The organism is Massilia genomosp. 1 (assembly GCF_011682185.1).
Classification (GTDB): Bacteria; Pseudomonadota; Gammaproteobacteria; order Burkholderiales; family Burkholderiaceae_D; genus Telluria_A; species Telluria_A rubra.
Genome location: NZ_WHJF01000008.1, coordinates 61,164 through 79,395, shown reverse-complemented (window position 1 = coordinate 79,395; position 18,232 = coordinate 61,164). Strand labels below are relative to the sequence as shown.

General features: G+C 63.0%; 21 protein-coding genes. 4 read left to right on the top strand and 17 right to left on the bottom strand.

Annotated elements, in window-relative coordinates:
- Nucleotides 1-233 precede the first annotated feature (233 nt).
- The 3 genes from cls to F1735_RS04985 all read right to left on the bottom strand — a co-directional run bounded on the left by cls (nucleotide 234) and on the right by F1735_RS04985 (nucleotide 4,502).
- On the bottom strand, nucleotides 234-1,625 hold the full coding sequence (cls, locus tag F1735_RS04995) for a cardiolipin synthase (RefSeq protein WP_167235897.1): 1,392 nt from the start codon (nucleotides 1,623-1,625) through the stop codon (nucleotides 234-236).
- The gene (locus tag F1735_RS04990) at nucleotides 1,622-3,718 is read right to left on the bottom strand and encodes a site-specific recombinase (protein WP_167235896.1); all 2,097 of its coding nucleotides are present in this window, start codon (nucleotides 3,716-3,718) and stop codon (nucleotides 1,622-1,624) included. The genes cls and F1735_RS04990 overlap by 4 nt, the downstream gene beginning before the upstream one ends.
- A 91-nt stretch (nucleotides 3,719-3,809) precedes the next feature.
- Nucleotides 3,810-4,502 (bottom strand): hypothetical protein, encoded by a 693-nt coding sequence (locus tag F1735_RS04985; RefSeq protein WP_167235895.1) that lies wholly within the window; start codon nucleotides 4,500-4,502, stop codon nucleotides 3,810-3,812.
- Between the two features lie 205 nt (nucleotides 4,503-4,707).
- Between F1735_RS04985 and F1735_RS04980 the strand changes: the two genes are divergently transcribed.
- Entirely contained in the window at nucleotides 4,708-5,544 is an 837-nt protein-coding gene (locus F1735_RS04980; protein ID WP_167235894.1) for a branched-chain amino acid aminotransferase, read from the top strand.
- 49 nt (nucleotides 5,545-5,593) lie between these two features.
- Here F1735_RS04980 and F1735_RS04975 read toward each other — a convergent pair whose 3' ends face one another.
- The 5 genes from F1735_RS04975 to F1735_RS04955 all read right to left on the bottom strand — a co-directional run bounded on the left by F1735_RS04975 (nucleotide 5,594) and on the right by F1735_RS04955 (nucleotide 8,363).
- On the bottom strand, nucleotides 5,594-6,175 hold the full coding sequence (locus F1735_RS04975) for a DUF3617 domain-containing protein (RefSeq protein WP_167235893.1): 582 nt from the start codon (nucleotides 6,173-6,175) through the stop codon (nucleotides 5,594-5,596).
- 92 nt (nucleotides 6,176-6,267) lie between these two features.
- Nucleotides 6,268-6,855 (bottom strand): DUF3617 domain-containing protein, encoded by a 588-nt coding sequence (locus tag F1735_RS04970; protein ID WP_167235892.1) that lies wholly within the window; start codon nucleotides 6,853-6,855, stop codon nucleotides 6,268-6,270.
- Nucleotides 6,856-6,912: 57 nt separating this feature from the next.
- Nucleotides 6,913-7,185 (bottom strand): hypothetical protein, encoded by a 273-nt coding sequence (locus tag F1735_RS04965; protein ID WP_167235891.1) that lies wholly within the window; start codon nucleotides 7,183-7,185, stop codon nucleotides 6,913-6,915.
- 88 nt (nucleotides 7,186-7,273) lie between these two features.
- A complete protein-coding gene (locus F1735_RS04960; RefSeq protein WP_167235890.1) occupies nucleotides 7,274-7,729 on the bottom strand; it encodes a hypothetical protein in 456 nt (151 codons plus the stop codon).
- 46 nt (nucleotides 7,730-7,775) lie between these two features.
- Nucleotides 7,776-8,363: an NUDIX domain-containing protein gene (locus F1735_RS04955; protein WP_167235889.1), complete on the bottom strand. Its 588-nt coding sequence runs from the start codon at nucleotides 8,361-8,363 to the stop codon at nucleotides 7,776-7,778.
- A gap of 91 nt (nucleotides 8,364-8,454) precedes the next feature.
- On the opposite strand from F1735_RS04955, the gene F1735_RS04950 reads away from it, so the two are divergent.
- Both F1735_RS04950 and F1735_RS04945 read left to right on the top strand, forming a co-directional pair.
- The gene (locus tag F1735_RS04950; protein ID WP_167235888.1) at nucleotides 8,455-9,228 is read left to right on the top strand and encodes a DeoR/GlpR family DNA-binding transcription regulator; all 774 of its coding nucleotides are present in this window, start codon (nucleotides 8,455-8,457) and stop codon (nucleotides 9,226-9,228) included.
- Between the two features lie 169 nt (nucleotides 9,229-9,397).
- On the top strand, nucleotides 9,398-10,519 hold the full coding sequence (locus F1735_RS04945; protein ID WP_167235887.1) for a type I restriction endonuclease: 1,122 nt from the start codon (nucleotides 9,398-9,400) through the stop codon (nucleotides 10,517-10,519).
- Nucleotides 10,520-10,587: 68 nt separating this feature from the next.
- On the opposite strand, the gene F1735_RS04940 is transcribed toward F1735_RS04945, so the two are convergent.
- The 6 genes from F1735_RS04940 to F1735_RS04915 form a co-directional block, all read right to left on the bottom strand.
- A complete protein-coding gene (locus tag F1735_RS04940) occupies nucleotides 10,588-11,100 on the bottom strand; it encodes a hypothetical protein (protein WP_167235886.1) in 513 nt (170 codons plus the stop codon).
- A 1-nt stretch (nucleotide 11,101) separates the two neighbouring features.
- A complete protein-coding gene (locus F1735_RS04935; protein ID WP_167235885.1) occupies nucleotides 11,102-11,614 on the bottom strand; it encodes an excisionase family DNA-binding protein in 513 nt (170 codons plus the stop codon).
- A 144-nt stretch (nucleotides 11,615-11,758) separates the two neighbouring features.
- A complete protein-coding gene (locus tag F1735_RS04930; RefSeq protein WP_167235884.1) occupies nucleotides 11,759-12,424 on the bottom strand; it encodes an OmpA family protein in 666 nt (221 codons plus the stop codon).
- A gap of 107 nt (nucleotides 12,425-12,531) precedes the next feature.
- A complete protein-coding gene (locus F1735_RS04925; protein ID WP_103170603.1) occupies nucleotides 12,532-12,678 on the bottom strand; it encodes a lmo0937 family membrane protein in 147 nt (48 codons plus the stop codon).
- 92 nt (nucleotides 12,679-12,770) lie between these two features.
- The gene (locus F1735_RS04920; RefSeq protein ID WP_166896042.1) at nucleotides 12,771-13,001 is read right to left on the bottom strand and encodes a hypothetical protein; all 231 of its coding nucleotides are present in this window, start codon (nucleotides 12,999-13,001) and stop codon (nucleotides 12,771-12,773) included.
- 171 nt (nucleotides 13,002-13,172) lie between these two features.
- On the bottom strand, nucleotides 13,173-14,027 hold the full coding sequence (locus F1735_RS04915) for a glycine zipper 2TM domain-containing protein (protein WP_167235883.1): 855 nt from the start codon (nucleotides 14,025-14,027) through the stop codon (nucleotides 13,173-13,175).
- A gap of 236 nt (nucleotides 14,028-14,263) precedes the next feature.
- On the opposite strand from F1735_RS04915, the gene F1735_RS04910 reads away from it, so the two are divergent.
- Nucleotides 14,264-14,995: a Crp/Fnr family transcriptional regulator gene (locus F1735_RS04910; protein ID WP_167235882.1), complete on the top strand. Its 732-nt coding sequence runs from the start codon at nucleotides 14,264-14,266 to the stop codon at nucleotides 14,993-14,995.
- A gap of 289 nt (nucleotides 14,996-15,284) precedes the next feature.
- On the opposite strand, the gene F1735_RS04905 is transcribed toward F1735_RS04910, so the two are convergent.
- The 3 genes from F1735_RS04905 to F1735_RS04895 all read right to left on the bottom strand — a co-directional run bounded on the left by F1735_RS04905 (nucleotide 15,285) and on the right by F1735_RS04895 (nucleotide 18,094).
- Nucleotides 15,285-15,506, bottom strand: coding sequence for a glycine zipper 2TM domain-containing protein (locus tag F1735_RS04905; RefSeq protein WP_167235881.1), 222 nt, complete (start codon nucleotides 15,504-15,506; stop codon nucleotides 15,285-15,287).
- 25 nt (nucleotides 15,507-15,531) lie between these two features.
- Nucleotides 15,532-15,843: a BON domain-containing protein gene (locus F1735_RS04900; protein ID WP_167226952.1), complete on the bottom strand. Its 312-nt coding sequence runs from the start codon at nucleotides 15,841-15,843 to the stop codon at nucleotides 15,532-15,534.
- Between the two features lie 142 nt (nucleotides 15,844-15,985).
- Entirely contained in the window at nucleotides 15,986-18,094 is a 2,109-nt protein-coding gene (locus F1735_RS04895; RefSeq protein ID WP_167235880.1) for an AsmA family protein, read from the bottom strand.
- Nucleotides 18,095-18,232 lie beyond the last annotated feature (138 nt).

Here is an 18,232-nt window from a genome sequence, read left to right as displayed (position 1 = left end):
GAGATCGCTTCCCGGACAGGTCCGCACCATTTGCGGGGGCAGCTGCAACGCTCGCGTATGCCCGATGAATCAAGGCTTTGCTTGATCCATCTCAAGCCGCGATGATCCCTATGTGCTTTGAATATAGCGAAACGAAAATATTGTGTAAATGCGTTTCCCGCGCAAGCGCTCGGGAATCTGGACGGCGAACAACACTTTGCTGGCCGCCGTGGCTGCGCTGCGCTTGCGCGCGATCAGATCCAGTATTCGGTCAGGCGTGCCGCCCACTCCTTGACCCGGTCGCTCCACGGCCGGTCGCGCCACTGTGCCAGGGTGATTTCCTTCGAATCGCGCATGTCTTCGGAGAACGCGCTTTCCATATCGGCGCCGAAGCCGGCGTCGAGCACGACCACGTTGAGCTCGTAATTGTGCAGAAAACTGCGGCGGTCGATATTGGCCGAGCCGACCGTCGACCAGGTGCCATCGATCACCGCCGTCTTGGCGTGCAGGATCGCTACTTGCAACTGGTGGATCTTGACCCCGTTGCGCAGCAGTTCATCGTAAAACCCGCGTCCCGCATGAAACACCAGGCCGTGATCGGTCACGCCCGGCAGCACCAGGCGCACGTCCACGCCGCGCCTGGCGGCCGCGCTCAGGGCGTCGACAAACTGGCGGTCCGGCACAAAATACGCCGAGGTGATGTGGACCGATTTTTTCGCTTCCTGGATCGCCAGCATGAACGACTTGTAAATCTCCGACTCGCGCTCGGGATCGGTGGCCAGCACGCGCACGATCTTGTCGCCGACCGGCGCCAGCGGCGGGAAGTACTCGCGCTCGGGCAATTCGCCGGCATCCTGGTTGACCCAGGCGTCGATGAAGTGATATTGCAGCGAGGCCACCGCCGGCCCCTCGATCTTGATGTGGGTGTCGCGCCAGCCGACTTTCTTGCCGTCGGTCGCGTCCGGCTTGCGCTTGGAGCGGAAGAAGGAACTGTTGGCATACGTGCTGCTGATGTTGATGCCGCCCGTGAACGCCACCGTGCCATCGACCACCATCAGCTTGCGGTGGTCGCGGTTGTTCAATTCCCACTTGCCGACCCGCGCCGCCGGATTGACGGGGTTAAAGGCGATCATGGCAATGCCGGCCTGTTTCATGCGTTCGAAAAATTCCTTGGGCGTGGCCAGGGTGCCGACGCTGTCGTACAGGACGTTGACGGTGACGCCCTGTTTCTGCTTGTCGATCAGGACATCGGCGAACTGCAGGCCGATCTCATCCTGGTCGAAAATATACGTTTCCAGGTTGATCGAGGTCTTCGCGTTGGCGGCGGCGCTCATCATTTCCTTCATGGTGGCCGGGCCGTCGAACAGCAGGGTGACCTTGTTGCCGGCCACCAAGGGCACGCCGGTGGCGGCTTCTTCCAGCACCGCCAGCGCCTTCATGTCGGGGGTGGCCTTGGCCCAGCGCCGCGCCAGCAGGTCGGCGGCTCTTTTCTTGTCCATCCGGCCTTTGCCGGTGGCAACCGTCGGGTGCTTCTGCGCCACCGCGGTCTCGCCCACCCCCTCCATCGAGGGCAGGGAGGCGCAGGAGGCCAGGCCGACCGTCAGGGCCAGCACGGCCAGCCAGGCGGCGACACGGGTTTTCGTCATTTTGATCCCCTAAATGGTACGGCGTCGGGCGACTCGGACGGCAGGTCCTTGGGTCCGATGAAAAAATCGATGGGGGCGGCCAGGAAGCGCCGTCCAAGTGCTTTCAACAACAAAATACCGTGTTCGAAGTGAATCTTGCGCGCACGAAGCGCAACCAACAGTGCCAATCCGAAACTTACCACGAGATTGACCGTGCCGATCGATAAAAAGCCGCCGATCGAGGTCAATGCGACTTCCCAGCTCATCTTGTGGTCGAGCGCGACCAGCGCGGTGGCGAAGTTGGCTGACGAAAAAGTGACGTGGCGGATGTCGAGCGGCAGGCCGAACAGGAAGCCGAGGGTGCCGATGGTGCCCAGCAGCACGCCGAAGTACATATTGCCCATCAGGCTGCCCAGGTTGTTCTCGATGTACAGCGACAGGCGCAGCAACCGTTCCGGCCCCAGCAGGCGGCCCAGGCCGCGCAACTGGTAGACGCGCTGCGCCATGCGCGTGTAGAGCGCCTTGTTGTCGAAATAGCCCGAGATCAGCCCGGCCACGAACAGGCACACGCCGGCGATGGCGGCGTAGAACAGGGCCAGGCTGTGGATCGGGTCGATGTCATGCAGCAGGTGCATGGCTTTGTCCGGTGTGACCAGGTGATGTCCGGTCGCGTAGTGGTAGCCGGTGGCGATCAGGTAGGCGGTCGGGATCGCCGTGGCCAGGTTGCCCAGCACGGCGACGCATTGGGTGCGGAACACCTTGTTGATGAGCTCCGCCATGCTGTCGAGGTCGATATTCCTGCCATCCTTGCTCGACAGCCCGGCGGCGATGCGCGAGGCGGTCATGGCCGGCTGCTTGGTGGCCACGGTGAAGTGCAGCACGTGGATCAGCATGAAGCCGAGCGAATAGTTCAGGCTGAACAAAAAGGCTTCGACCAGCGGCGCGGCGCGCAGGGTCCCGAGCAGAATCTTGAACAGCGCCATGAAACCGACGATGAAGCCGGCCCCGGCCGAGGAGTTGAACATGCTGCGCAGCTGGACCCGCGTGTCGGCAATGTAGTGTTCGCCGGTGCGGCTGGCGTTTTCCGTCACATTGCGCGCCAGCAGGTCGATATTGTCGGCGAACAGGTCGCGCACCGTGTATTTGTTGTTGTGCGCTTCGACCAGTTCCTGCGCCAGGGCAATGCCGCCGGCGCGCCGCAGGCTGGTGGGCGGGGCGTACTCGGGGGTGGCCTCGTTGGCCAGGGTGGCCAGGTCGACTCCGGGAGCGGCCGGCAAGTGACCGCTCACATCGACCAGGAACAGCAGTTTGCGCAGGCGGTCGATGCTCTGGGTGAGCGCGACCAGCAGGTAGGTCAGGGCCACGCTGGTGCCGTGGCTGAGCGCGTTCTTGCGGATCTTGGCGACCACGCTGTCGCACTGGTCGAGCATGACCAGCAGGTGGCGCGCATCGTCGACCTCGGCCACTTCGCCGGCCATCAGGCGCGCATAACCGTCGAGGTAGTTGTTGACCTCGATGTTTTGCATGAGGAAGGGCGAATCGAAGTTTTCGATGTCGGCATGGCTGCTGATCAGGCGCGGTTCGAAGCCGAGCGCGCAGACGCGGCAAGAGATGGTGCGGATCGCTTCGAGCATGCCGAGCACGGTAGTGCGGGCCGCGTTGGCCGGGCCTGTGAGCGGCGCGGACGGGGCGTTCGCGACCACGTCGAACAGTTCCAGCCAGTCGGCGGCGGGCACGGTACGGATCCAGCGGTAATCGGTCTGGACGTACAGCACCTGGTCGATGGCGTCGCTCAGGTAGACATCGCCGAGCGCGGGCGGCAGGAAGCGGTAGGAAACGCGGCGTTTCAATTCGGTGAAGAAACCGTCGTTGGACAACACGCCGATGTCGGTGTACAGGCTGGCGTGGCGGCGGCTGTCGAGCAGGCGTGTGAGGTAGCTGCGCAGGGCGGACGCTTGCTCTGGATTGCCTTTGAGTAGCTGGCACAGGGTGCGCACGCGCTCGGTGCTGGTGGCGATCTCGGCGCGGCGGCGCGGGCGCAGTTTTTCGACCAGGTCGACCAGCACGTCAATGCGGTCGCTATGGGGATCGATTCGTTCTAAAGTGGGAAGCATGAAATATAGCCGGAGCAACAGATACTAAAGACGTAGTGTACGTGGTGTTGCCCTGAAACTTGGTACGCTAGCGTACAGACCGCTCCGACGGCTACTTGGGGCACAGTTCATATCTCTTTTGGCCCATTGGATCGTTGACGGATGGATAGGTAACGCAATACGTTCCCAGGCCCGTCTTGATCTTGTATTTGCGCGCCCCGCTGTCGCTGTTGCCGGTTGTAATTTCCTCGATCTCGGCTTTCTCGAACAAGGTGGGGTTGCGCCGGGCCGACTGGATGCCGGCGATCAGGCGCTGTTGCGGCGAATCGTCGGGCACGGCGAACTTGTTGAGCGATGCCTTGCGCAAGTCCTTGTCGATCTTGCCCAGGTCGGCAAACGCGCGCTTGCGGATGGCGTCGGCGGAATGCGACGGTGCGGTTGCGGCCGGCTCGGCGAAGGGATCGGGCGGCACGACGGTCATGGCCGGCGCCTCGCTGGCGGGCGCGGCCGGGACGCTGACGGCAGGGGCGGGCGGCGCCGGTGCCGTCAGCGGCGTGGCGCGGCGCGCTCGCGTGGCGCGCACCGGTGTACTACTGGCGCTGACGGGCGGCGCGGGGCGGGTTGGCGGCGCCCGCTCGGCCGCCTTGGGGGCGATGGTGTCGATCCACTGGATGCGCGGGCCACTGTCCTCGTCGTGCTCCGGGTCTTTCTCGCGCGCATGGCGCCACGCCAGCAACAGGGCCGCGTGCAGGGCGATCACGAGGCCGATGGTGAGCCAGCGGCCTGGCTGTCGGGGGAGAGTCATATTAATTGCGAGGTGCATCAGCCTTGACGTCCAAGGACGTGCGTTAAGTTAAATATATGATTGCAGCATTTTCAATGCTAACAGGTATGGAGCGATTGTTGCTGAGTTGCATTGGAGCTCGCCCTCTAACCGGGCCGTGGGCGTGGCCGAACGTGGCCGGCGAGTTCGGTTAAACTGCCTGTATAACAATGAATAGGGAGCAATTATGTATCTGACGTATTTCAAAGGACAATGGGCCGAAGGTAATGTGCCGCTGTTCGGCGCGATGGATCACAGCGTCTGGCTCGGCTCGTCGGTGTTCGACGGCGCGCGCGCCATCCGCGGCCGCTTGCCCGACCTGCGCCCGCATCTGGAACGGGTGATCCGCTCGGCCGAGCGGCTCGGTTTGCAGTGCCCGCTGACGGTCGATGAAATGGAAGCGCTGGTGCGCGAGGGCGTCGCCAAGTTCCCGGCCGACGCCGAATTGTATGTACGCCCGCTGGTGTTCGGCGCCGAAGGCTTTCTGGTGCCGGTGCCCGACAAGAGCGCTTTCGCATTGACCTTGTTCGATGCGCCGATGCCGCCGTTCACCGGTTTTTCGGCCTGCCTGTCCACCCTGTGCCGGCCGGACGCCAGCATGGCGCCGACCGACGCCAAGGCCTCGGCCCTGTACGCCAACACCACGCGCGCGATTCGCGCAGCGACTGCGTGCGGCTACGACAATGCGGTGGTGGTCGACAGCGATGGCAATGTGGCCGAGTTCGCGACCTCGAATTTGTTCCTGGTCACGCCGGAGGGCAAGGTGGTGACGCCGGTGCCGAATGGCACGTTCCTGGCGGGTATTACGCGGGCGCGGGTGATTGCTTTGCTGGCCGAGGCCGGTGTGGCGGTGGAAGAGCGCAGCGTCCATCCGGACGAACTGCTGACAGCGCTGGAAATCTTTAATACCGGTAACTACGGCAAGGTCACGCCCTGCATCCGCTACGAGCAGCGCACGCTTGCCATCGGGCCGGTGGCAAGCCTGGCGCGCGAGCGCTACCTGGCGTTTACCGGCGCGACGTAAGCGCCGCGCCGGTGTGGGCGCCGCGTTGGCGCCGCCCACATGGCCACACTTACTTCTTGGCCGGGGTCGGCTTGATTTCCACCGGCTTGATGGCGCCGCAATCGGCGCCGAGCCACTTGCCTTTGGTCTCGCTCGTCATGACGTCCTTCTTGCCGCTGGCGGTGGTGCTCATCTTCACGGTCGAGGTGTAATCGTTACCCTGGTACACGGTCTTGCCTTCACCCGAGGACGGCGGCGTGGCGCAGGCGTACGAATACGTCTGGGTGCCGCCCACGTTGGCGCCTTGCTTGAATTTGCAGTTGCCGTCATCGACGCCAATGTTGGCGCCGGCGTCGATCTGTTTCTGGCTGATGCAGGTCTTGACGGTGATGCTGCCGTCGGCATTCATGGTCATGACCGGGCCGCCCGGGTGGTTCATCGACTTTTCCATTTCCTTGCGCTGGGCCGCTGGCATCTTGGCCATCTGCTTTAGCGAATCAGCCATCGCTTTGTTGGTTTCCGGATCGGCCGAGGTGGTTTTGCTGGTGCTTTCCCACAGACCTGGCTTCATGGTCTGGGCGAATGCAGGCGTGATTGCCAATGCTGCGGCGGAAACGAGGGCGAGGGTGGTCAGGCGGAAACGTTGATTCATAGTTACTCCAAGTGTGAATCCGCTAGTTTAGCGCGAAACGGGCACTGGATGTTGTTGTTTCAATATTGCCGGATGCATAGCGCGGTGCGAGTCTATTGCGCCCCGGGCGGCTTCAGATCGATCGGCTTGACATTGCCACAACTGGCGCCCAGCCATTTTCCCTTGCCTTCCAGAAGCATGATGTCTTCCTGGCCGGTGGCGCTGGAGGACATCGTCATGGTCGAGGTATAGCTGGTACCGCCCTGGAAGGTGATCTTGCCCTGGCCGGAGGCGGGCGGCTTGTTGCACGTGAAGGAAAAGCGCTGCGTCCCGCCGAGCAGCGGGCTTTTCTTGTGGCTGCAATTGCCGTCTTGCGGGCCGAGGAAGTTGCCGCCCGCATCGTCGATCATTTTCTGGGTGAGGCACAGCTTCATGGTCACGCTGCCGTCGGGGTTCATGGCGAAATGCGGCGCGCCCGCCTGGCCGCCCATTTGCCCGATCGCCGCGCGTTGTTCCGGGGTCATGGAAGCGAGCTGCTTTTGCATCTCGGCCATGGCCTGGGCGATCTGCGGGTTTTGCGAGGTGGTTTTGCTGGTGTTTTCCCACAGGCCCGGTTGCATGGTCTGGGCGCGGGCCGGGGAGAGGCAGGCGGCTGCGGCGCAAACGAGCGCGGCGGCGATAGGGCGAAGGCGTGGGATCATGGCGGCTCCTGTGAGAAGCCGCCAGTCTAGCGCGAAACGGGCGCGCTGACGCGCCGCTCAGTTGAAGTCCTCGTCCTCGTCGTCGCGGGCGTCGTCAAGTTCATCGATGGCGCCGGCCTGGTTGTCGTTGCCGGCCAGGACGTCCCCGCGCGCGCGCCAGGCCGACTCCGATCCGACCGCTTCCAGCAGCCCCTTGACGCGGCGCACGCGCGCGCTCTGGTTGGCGTTGGTCTGGCCGGCGGCGCTGGCCGGCGCAGGGGCCGGCGCTGGCGCTTCGGCGCTCCAGGATTGCAGAGAATCCAAAAAATGGGCAAAACGCTCCGTGCTCATACCGTGCTCCTGTGCGAGTGGTCAACCTGCGAAAAATGGGTGGGGACTGCAAACAACAACTGCGCTGCGGCAAGGCCGGCAGCGCAGCTCAATGAAGCTGTTGGAACACGGCCAGCAGATGCGCGTAGCCGAGCAAGTACGCGAGCAGCAACACCAGGGCGCAAGGCAGCGCGATCGCCCAGGAGCGGCGCGCATAGTCGGTGCCGAAGCGTTCGCGCACGAAGCGCTCCTGCGGGCTGGCGACGGCGATGTACCAGATCAGCAGCAGGATGATGGGACCCGTTTGCAGCGGCGAGGACGCTTCGCGCAGCAGGGACATATAGATATTGAGGATGAACGCCACGAGGCAGGCGGCGAACCACCAGCAGGCCTGGACGGCGCGCTTCGGCTCGCCCAGTGCTTCCCAGTTGCGGATCAAGAGGATGGTGCCGAACAGGGGCGTGAACAGCAAGCTCCAGCAGGCGGCGGCGTCCGGGTTCCACAGCGGCGCGCGCTGCTCCGTGCGCGCTGCGTGGGTGTCTGGGAGGGAAGAATGCGCATTCATGTGTGCAACTATCGCGTGCCTCCCACGCCGATGTATTGATCTGGCGCTAGCTTTGCGCCGACATCAGATGCAACTGGAGATATTGCAACAGCAGGACCGTTTTGCCATCCATGATCTCGCCGCTGGCCATCATCGCCAACGCCTGGTCGAAACCGAGTTCGAGTACGTCGATATCTTCGCCTTCGGCGGCCAGCCCTCCGCCGTCGCCCACCTTGTCGGCGGGCTGGTAGGCGCCGACGAAAAAGTGCAGGCGTTCGGTGACCGAACCGGGGCTCATGAAGAGGTCGTAGATCTTTTTCACGTTTTCGATGCGGTAGCCGGTTTCTTCCTCGGCTTCCGCGCGGATGCGCTGTTCCGGGCTGGCATGGTCGAGCAGGCCGGCGGCCGCTTCGATCAGAAAGCCGTCGTGGCCGTTGACAAAAGCCGGAATCCGGAACTGGCGCGTGAGCAGCACCGTGCGCTGGCGCAGGTTGTACGGCAGGATGACGGCGCCGTTGCCGCGGTCGTAGACTTCGCGCGTCTGGCTTTGCCAGGCGCCGTCGCGCCGGCGCAGCGAGAAGGTCAGGCGTTTCAGGATGTACCAGTTGTCCGACAGCAGTTCTTCCCGGTCGATGCGTACCCGCGGCTCATGCATGATGTTCCTTTGTGATTGTGATTGTGCTTGGTGTTTTTTAGAATATCGTGCAAAATCGTGCAATGTCAAGAAAATACGTGTAGAGGCAAGGATGCTGACAAGCCAGCGAAAGCAGTACCTGATGGACCTGTTGCGGCGCGACGGGCAAGTGGTGGCCAAGACCGTGAGCGAGGCCTTGGGCTTGTCGGAAGACACCATCCGGCGCGACTTGCGCGAGCTGGCGCGCGACGGCTTGCTGCGGCGCGTGCATGGCGGCGCGCTGCCGGCCTTGCCGGCGTCGCCGGCGCTGGCCGACTTTGGCGCGCGCGAGCGGATCTCGGCGCACGCCAAGGCGGCCATCGGGCGCGCCGCCGCCGCCCTGGTCGTGCCGGGGCAGGTGCTGTTTGTCGATGGCGGCACCACCTCGGGCCACCTGGTGCGTTGCCTGGCGCCGGACTTGCGCGCCACGGTGATCACCCACAGCCCCTCGGTGGCGCTGGCGCTGCTGGGGCACGAACAGGTCGAGGTGATCATGCTGGGCGGGCGCCTGTACCGCCATTCGGTGGTGGGGGTGGGCGCGGCCACCCTGGAGGCGATCGCCCAGGTGCGCGCCGACCTGTATTTCATGGGGGTGAGCAGCATCGATCCGGAGGCGGGATTGTCGACCGGCGACTTCGAGGAAGCGGCCGTCAAGCGCGCCATGTGGCGGGCGGCGGCGCACACGGTGGTGCTGGCATCGCCGGAAAAGCTGGCGACGACGTCGCCTTACCGGATCGTCGGTGCCGATGAGATCGGGGCAATCGTGGTCGCGCACGGCGCCGATGAGGCTTTGCTGGCGCGTTATCGGGCGCTGGGGGTGGGCGTGCATGTGGCGCAGGGGCATTAATGGCGTGAGTCGATGATCCATTTGTTCGCCGGGTGTCGAAGGGGACGCGGACCAGATCTCACAGCTGCAGGCCTGCCCGCCGATAAGCAGTAGGCGCGGCGATATTGTTATGCAACGCCGCCCCGAAATCTCCAGTTAGAATGGCATCTTTAGTCGCCTTGGAGACGTCGTGGGGATAGAGCAGGAGATTGAAGGCATACGAGCAGGCATCAAAGCCGGTCGCTTTCCAAATGAGGCTTCGGTGTCACAAGGCATCGTGCTACGCCTTCTGAACGGCCTCGGCTGGCCTACGTACGACACCGAGAGCGTCTGGCCCGAATACTCACTTGGCACCCGCCGCGTCGATTTCGCCCTGTGCAGCCCGCCTGGCAAGCCCATCGCCTTTATCGAAGTCAAACAGATCGGCCAGAGCGACGGCGCCGAGCGCCAGCTCTTCGAATATGCTTTCCACATCGGCGTTCCACTGGCCATCCTCACGGACGGGCGGGAGTGGAATTTTTTCCTCCCTGGCGGCCAGGGCGATTACGGCGAGCGGCGCGTCTACAAACTCGACATCGTCGAACGCGATTTGGCCGAATGCGCGCAGCGCTTGAAGCGCTACTTGTGCCACGTCAATATCGCCTCTGGTGCCGCAATCGAGGCCGCGCAGGATGACTATCGAAACGTGTCGCGGGAGCGCCAGATGCTGGCGACACTGCCTAAGGCGTGGGGCCAGATCATCGCCGACGAGGATGAGATGTTGTTGGAGATCGTGGCGGACCGGGTGGAAAGTCTCTGCGGCTTCAAGCCAGACCCGGATATGGTCGCCAAGTTTCTTAAAGAGGGCGTGGTTACGCGCGTTGCCTCCGCCGTCTACGACAACGGTATCGACCGACACCGAAAGTCTTTGCCTGTAGCGCCTGCAACAACCGTCAGGGCTCCTTTGCTGGCGCCAATTGTAAGCGCTCGCTCGCTCGGCTTCACCCTATTCGGCGTATTGCATCCAGCCCGTAACGGCATCGATGCGCTTCGCCAATTTTTCGAGTTGTTAATCGCCAAGGACCCTGCGTTCGCTGAACGCTTCGCGAGTCTTCCGAAGCATGGCCGCTCGCGTCGATATCTCGCCAAGGAGGTGGCGGACCTTTATCCTGGGCGGCCCGATTTGGCGCGCGAGTGCTCGAAAAAAGTCGCGCCGGGGTGGTGGCTGAGCACGAACCATAGCAAGCAAACGATCGGGCGAATTTTTGAAATGGCTTGTGAGGTGGCGGGAGTGGTCCCGGGCAAAGATCTCGTTGCCCACTTGGGCGACTAGGCGAGCGATTGTTATCCGCCTTTGCTGCGGATGGTTTTGTTTTCTAATTACTGTCCGCTTGCGTCAGGCTATCGATGAACTTTCCAGGCGTGACTATACGAACACCGAGTTGCTTCATGTCTGTGGCCGCGATGTTTCAGATTGCTTGACACGATGTAGACCTTGTCGTTGACATTGAACTGCCGAGCGTAATCCAGCAACACCAACCCTGCTGCGGCAACATGCTTGTCGCCAGCGTCCACGGCATCTGGCACCCTGTCCAGCACTGAGGCGTCTTTGTGTCCAAGAACCTCGTAGTCCGCGACGGCGTTCCGGTAGCAGGTCAATCGCATTTCTGCTTTGGCTTTTTCGGCGGCAGCCTGCTGCGCTGTCAGCGGCAAGCCACTGCTGACCACTCCGGCCGCCACGCGTGGCCAGTTGCGCAAAAATTCGATCTCGATATCAACGGTCCACCGAGCAGAAAACAGGTCCACCAGATACAAGTCGAAAAGAACGTCGGAAAGCCGCGGTGGCAGTAAAATATTCGCATCCAAAACCACATGGGTGATGCCACTTGGCGACAGCCGGTGGTGGGCCGTCATGTCATGAACGGCGAGGGGTCCTGTTTTCCACAAACAAATGCTCGGGAACGTCATACATGCCCGACTCGGCCGCCGCTGCGCGGTAGTCGCCCTGCTTGGCCTTGGCTTCGCGCTCAGCTACCCAAGCGTGAACCGAGGATTCCGGTACGCGGCGGTGGCCGTCCTCGGTGACCGATGCGCCGGCCAATTTCTTATGGTCAATGAGCATGGCCACATAGGGCCGGCTACATTGCATTAACTCAGCCGCTGCCTCTGTCGTCAACATCGAGTCTGAGCCTTGCGAATCTCGGTCGTGCCGTTCCGCTGTCTCGCGCAGATAACGTTGCATGCCGATGCGCCTGATTTGAGATAACTCATCGTTGCCGCTCAACAGCTCGTGCAAAGCCCGGGCAATTGTTTCTATGGATTCAGGCGCGAGGTCAGGCACGCGCAACACCAAGCCTTGCGCGATGTCGGCGAGCGCGTCGCGCCGGACGACCGGCAAAAGTCCTTGCTTTTCAGATGCTGCGCTCATGATAAGGCTCGTTCCCTGGTCGTCTTATTCTAATCCAAAACGTCAAAAGCGAAACCTGACTGTGGCGAGGGCAGCGAACGAAAAAACGGCCAACGCTTGTGGCGTTGGCCGTTTTCAATTTTCTGCAGCGCTACAGCGCGGGGCTTAACCCTGGCGGTTCGGCTCGGCGACGTAGATCTCGACGCGGCGGTTGCGCGCGCGGCCGGACGGGTCGTCGTTCGAAGCGACCGGCTCGCGCTCGCCACGGCCGTCGATCATGATGCGGTTCGGCGACACGCCGCGCGCCGCGAGGTAGTCGCGGGTCTGGGCGGCACGGTCGACCGACAGCGGCTGGTTGACCGAGTCGCTGCCGGTGCTGTCGGTGTGGCCGATGATGGTCACGGTGGTCGACGGATTGTCTTGCAAGGTGGTGGCAAAACGCTCGAGCACCGGACGGAAATTGGCTTTGATCGCGGAGCGGCCGGTGTCGAACGAAACGTCGGCAGGCACTTCGAGTTTCAGGCGGTTATCCTGGGTCTGGGTGACCTGGATGCCGGTGCCGCGCGTGGCTTGTTCCATGGCTTGCTTTTGCTGTTCCATGCGGTTCGACCAGATATTGCCGATCAGCGCGCCCGCGGCGCCGCCGATCAGGGCGCCCTTGCCGGCACGTCCGCCGTGGCCGGAGGTGGCGCCAATGATGGCGCCAATGCCGGCGCCGACACCAGCGCCTGTTGCCGTACCGCGCTGGGTGGCGGACATGTCGGCGCAACCGGTCGCCATCAGGGCGAGGACGGTGATGCCGAGCAGGGATTTAGTCAGGTTCTTTTTCATAGTGTGGCTCCTAAAAGTAATTGATCCGTTTCGCTGTCACACCAAGCTACGCCAGGCACGACCGCGAAACGGATCGGACATCAGTCGATGGCCGGATGATGCGTCAGCTAGATACCTCGGCCGCTGATAAGGCGAACCAGGATCATGATAACAGCGACAACCAGCAGAATGTGGATGAAGCCGCCAATTGTATAGGAAGTGACCAAGCCAAGCAGCCACAGGATCAGAAGTACGACGGCGATTGTATAGAGCATGATTTTGTCCTCGGTGGGTTTTTATAGACGACTGGTATGTCGTGAGTGCAGTATGCAGAACTCTTGCATGCCGCTCCGTACGCTGGCGTACATTAAGAATATGTTTTTTGTTCGTTTTGCAAGGCGGGCAACCATCCCAATACGCCCGCCAGGCCAACGAGACCGATCAGGCAGGCCACCAGGCCGCCGGCAATCAGGAACACCACGTCCTGGGCCTGCATTGTGGCGCTGCTGCCCGCCGCGACAGGTCCCGCGGCGCTGAAACCAAACAGCGTTACGATAATGCCCCAAGCTAAAATGCCGATCCAAACCATACGGTTCATGATAATTCCTTCGTCTCTGGTGATACTGCCGCGCCTTTTGCGACAGGCGTGAAGCTATTTTCGCGCTTGCTCATCAGCAGATCAGTTCGTTGCCGCACATTGCAAAGAAGAAAAGAAAAAGCCGTGTGGAAATAACCACACGGCCTTGTTTTTTAGTACAGCCGGGTCGGATCAGGCGACCGGACGCAAGGTCCCGTTGACCACCTTGACCCGGTCGCCGGTGCGCCAGCCGGCCGCGCTCTGCTGGTGGAAGGTGCGCGCGCCGCCATCGTCGAGGCGCACCCGGATTTCGTAGCTGCGGGTCGCTTTCAGATTGCCTTCGACCTGGTTGCCGACCACCGCGCCACCGACCGCACCGGCGACGGTGGCCAGCTTGCGGCCATTGCCGCCGCCGACCTGGTTACCGAGCAAGCCGCCGAGCACGGCGCCGCCGGCGGCGCCCAGGCCGCTGCCTTGGGCGCGCTGGGTCACTTCACGCACCGATTCGATGTTGCCGCAATGATTGCACCAGCGCTCTTGCGCCGCTTCCGAGGCGGCGTGGCGTGGCGGCGGCGCCGGCTTGCGCGGGGCCGGTTCGCGCGCCGGCGCCGGTCCGTTGTTGTACAGCGCGGCGCGGTCGAGTTCCTGCTGCGACGGGCGGCGCGCGGCTTCCTCGGCGGCCTCGCGCTTTTCTTCACGGTCGCGCGCGGCACGCAGGTCGTCCTCGCGCTGGTTCTCGGCGCGCTGCGCGGCGCGGTAGCGGGCGGCATTGCGTTCGGCATCGGTGCCGGGCGCATCGAGTGCGGCCAGGGTGCGCGGCATGACATTGGACGCGCTACCCGACCCGCCGTTTTGCAGTTTCGAGGCCAGCACCGCGCGGTCGATTTCGCTCAGCTCGGTCGCGGCGGGCGTGCCGCCGATGGACGAGGGAATCCAGCCGAGGATGGCGGCGGTGCCGGCTCCGCAAAACACGATCACCGCGACGGCGGCGGCGATCAGCAGCGGATGCTGGGCGCTCCGGGGCGCGGGAGAGGAGGGCGTCGTCATGATGATTCCTTATTGATGATGTGTGGTGCTGCACTGTCGGGTTGATGGAGGCCATTCTCCCGAGGATGGGGCGGTCCTTCCGTGCGTCACCGTACATACTTTGCCTATTATTGCCGTTACGCTGATTGAAATTGTTTGTAAATGTATTTGTACTACCAACCTGGCCTTACCTATCTAATGATCGCTATCCGTTTTGTCTCTTGGTCGCCAACGCGCACTGCCCCTCGGAGGGAGCGATGAATCACGTTTCCGCCGTTGAGTTCGACCACCCGAACGGCAACCAGCTGCTCGCCGCCTTGCCGCCCAGCGACCTGGCGCGGTTGTCGCACTTGCTCGAACCGGTCCAGGTGGAAGTGGGCGAGGTGCTGTACGAGCCGGCCGAGCCGGTCCGCCATATCTACTTCCCCCACGACAGCCTGATTTCGCTGCTGGGCGTGGCCGAAGGGCGCATGACGCTCGAGGTCGGCCTGGTCGGGCGCGAAGGCATGCTCGGCGCTACCGTCGCGCTCGGGCACGACACGGCGCAAACGCGCGCCATCGTCCAGCGCGCCGGTTGCGCCAGCCGCATGGACAGCGCCAGGTTCCGCACCGAGTTCGCGCGCAATCCCGCCTTGCAGCGGGTGCTGTACCGGTACACCGATACCTTGCTGGCGCAGGCGATCCAGATCGCCGTGTGCAGCCGCTTCCACGTGCTCGAAGCGCGCCTGGCGCGCTCGCTGCTCATCACGCGCGACCGCCTCAAGTCCGACAAATTTCATCTGACCCATGAATTCCTGGCGCATGCGCTGGGCGTGCGCAGGGTCGGCGTGACCAAGGCCGCCAGCGCCCTGCAGCAGCAGGGGCTGATCATCTACAGCCGTGGCAATATCGAGATCCTCGACGTGCGGGGCCTGGCCGCGGCCTCCTGCAAATGCTACGAGATCGTCAAGGAAGCGGGCGCCAGCGCGCTGTCGACCGCCTTCGTGTGAGCTTGCGGGCAGCGCCGGCCTGTCATGCCGGTGTCGCCCGGCCCTTCTCTATCTGTTCAGTCGGCAACCCCGACGCGTCTCGTTTTTTTGCTACGAATGCGCACCGCCTCCGGCCTTGTCTCTGGCCGTTTCTCTCCGCAATCGAATTGATCACCGCGCTCGCACTCGTGGCCTCTTTGTGCTGCGGGCCAACGCGTGCTCATTTGTGCCTCCCGCACGCGGAGCAGACGTAAAAAAACCCCGCGAGCGGGGCAGCCGGCGGGGTTTTTCATCAATCAGGCAAGCGGGATCATTTCGGTGGCTTGACCTGATTGCCGATGACGCCGCCGACGGCTGCGCCGCCAACGGTACCGATAGCGCTGCCGCCGGTCAGTACGCCACCGACAACTGCGCCGGCACCGGCGCCGATGGCCGTGTTTTTATCCTGGGCCGACATGCCTGCGCAGCCACCCAAGCCGAGCGCCACGGTGACCAGTGTCGCGCTCATTACCAGTTGCTTGATTGTTTTCATGATGATACCTCTTTAAGGGTAAAACTTATTTCATGCGGATATCGTTTTTCACTTGCTTGACACCTTTGACGTCGCGCGCAACTTTGCCGGCGGTAGCGATGCTGTCATGGGCAGCGACGAAGCCGCTCAGCTGAACAACGCCTTTGAAGGTTTCAACGTTGATTTCCGAGACTTTCAGGGTAGGCTCATTGACGATGGCCGCCTTGACGCTGGTCGTGATCACGCTGTCGTCCACGTATTCGCCCACGCTTTCTTTTTTGTCGGTCGACGCGCAGCCAACAACGGTGGTCAGCATCAGGGCGGCGATCAGGGTCGATACGATTTTCAGGTTTTTCATGGTGTATTCCTCTATGGTGGTGGTCTATATTGTTATGCGTTCGGCGGTGCATGTCGCCCAACCGATATGTCTAGATTAGGGCTTGCCCGGCTCATGGTCTGTTCGGCAACGCACATAAGTGACAAAACGCAATTTTTTGCGCTCAGCGCCGCGGGCGCACGTTTTGGGCGCTGGCGTTGCCCTTGCTATTGCTCGTGGCCGCGCGCTGGCCGGGCGGCGGCGCCACCGGCTTCTCGCGCGCCTCGGCCAGCAAGCGCCCGCAGCCGCTCTCCTGGCCCGGACCGGTGTTAACCAGGGGCAGCAAGGCTGCCGGCGCCGCGACCAGGCCCAGCGCCACCGCGCCGCCCGCCTTCAGGGCCAGCACGCCCTTGTCGACGCTCACCTCGGGCTTGGAAAAGCTGCCGCGCAAATGCAGGGGCGAGCGCAGCGAGAAAATGCGCAAGCCCTTGGTCTTGGGATCGAGCGTCAGGTCCATCTGTTCGTTGGCCAGGTTGATGGTGCCGTCGCCGGTGATGGCCGCCTCTTCGGTATCGACCACGAAAGTGCGCGTCTGCATCAGGCCGTTGGTAACCTGGAAGTCGCTCGCCATGCAATTGAGCTTGACCTGCTTGTCGCCGAACAGCTTGGTCAGCACGATATTGCCGATGTTCAGGCCCATCTGTTCGAGCAGCATCTTGCTGACCGTACCTTCGTCGATCAGCGCCTTGACTTCGCCATTCGAGGCCGCCAGCAGCGAGGCCACCGAATTGCCGGTGCTGGAAAGTTGCGCGTCGCCGTTGATCTGGCCGACCGTGGCCTTCATTTCGGCAATCGAGGGGAACAGTTCCTTGATCTTGATGTGGCGCGCGCTGACCTTGGCGGTGGCCTTGATGGCTTGCTTGCCCTTGCCGCTGCCGTCAAGCTTGATGGTGGAGGTGACGTTGCCGCCGGCCATCTGGAAATTCAGCGGCGCCAGGGTCAGCACGCCCTCCTGCAGGATCAGGTGGGTGGTCATTTTGCTGATCGGCAGCTGTTTTTCGCGCACGATGCGATCGGCCGCGTAGCGCACGTCGGCGTCGATCGCGGTCCAGCGCTCGGTACGGAAGGCTTCTACCGGCAACACCTTGCCGGTCGGCTGCACCGCCTCGACCCCGCGCGCCTCTTTGCTGGCGTTCGAATCGGCGCCCACCAGCGGCCCCAGGTCGGCGAACTGGAGCAGTTTGGACGCCACAGTGCCGCTCAGTTTGCCGCGTGGCTTGCCCGTTTGGTATGCGAGGCGGCCGGCGATGTCGCTCGAACCGACCTTGCCGGTAAATTTGTCGTAGACCCAGCGGCTGCTGGTTTCGTCCAGCTCGCCGGTCAGGCGGCCCTCGGTGCGAAAGGCCGGCGTTTCCGGCAGCAGCACCCCGGTCAGCGTATACAAGCGCGCCATGCTGGCGCCGGAGAGTTTCAGGCGCAGGTCGAGCGCGGCCAGCTTGGTCGGCTTGGTGACCGTGCCCTCGACTTCGATGTGGGTCTTGCCGACCCGCAGATCGGCCTGGACCGGGTAGGGCGTGGTTTGCTGCTTGAGCGAGAGCACCGCGCCGGCCTTGCCGCCGCCGCTGACAGGGCCGTTGTTGTAGCTGCCGCGCAGCTTCCAGCTGATGCCGTAAGCCGGGTCGGCGTTGACGGTGTCGACGTCGGCGGTGAGGTCGATGTTTTCGAGCGCGTCATTGAACTTGACCACGCCCTTGGTGAAAATCACGCGTTCCAGGTCGAGCTTCCAGCGCGCCGGCTGGTCGTCGTTGCGGAAGGTCCAGTTGTTCTTGCCTTCCTTGTCGCGCCGCAGGTCGATGGCCGGCGCATCGAAGCGCAGCACGGGAATGGCGATGGTCTTGTGGAGCAGGGCGAAGGGGTTGAGCGAAAACGAGAACTGCTTGACGGAAGCCATGTCGCCGGTCCCCATCCCCGCCGGCTGGCCGACATGCACATCGTTGGCGACCAGGTGCGGCCAGGGCACCGCGTCGCGCCAGGTGCGGTCGCGCTCGGCCATCACGGCGGCCGGCTTTTCCCAGCTCAGGTCCAGCTTGCCCTTGACTTCGAAGGGGCGCTCGATCGCTTCGCTGGCCTTGGCGTTGAGCCAGGGCCGGGCCTTGTTCCAGTCGTAGGTGAGCACGATGGCGAGCGCGATGAGCGGAATGGCGACCAGCACGGCCACGATGGCGAGAATAATGTTGGTGCGGCGCGCGCGCGGTGGGCGGGGGGCGGGCGGGACCGGGGCGGCTTGACTCATGATTATCCTTATTGTGGTAACAGGCTCACTTTAAGCGATAAGGGTGGCGCTCTTGTGTACGTTAGCGCACGGTCGGCAGCCCCCTTGCACGTAAAACATTTGCTATGTGCGGCAGCGAACCGAACTTGCCAATAAATC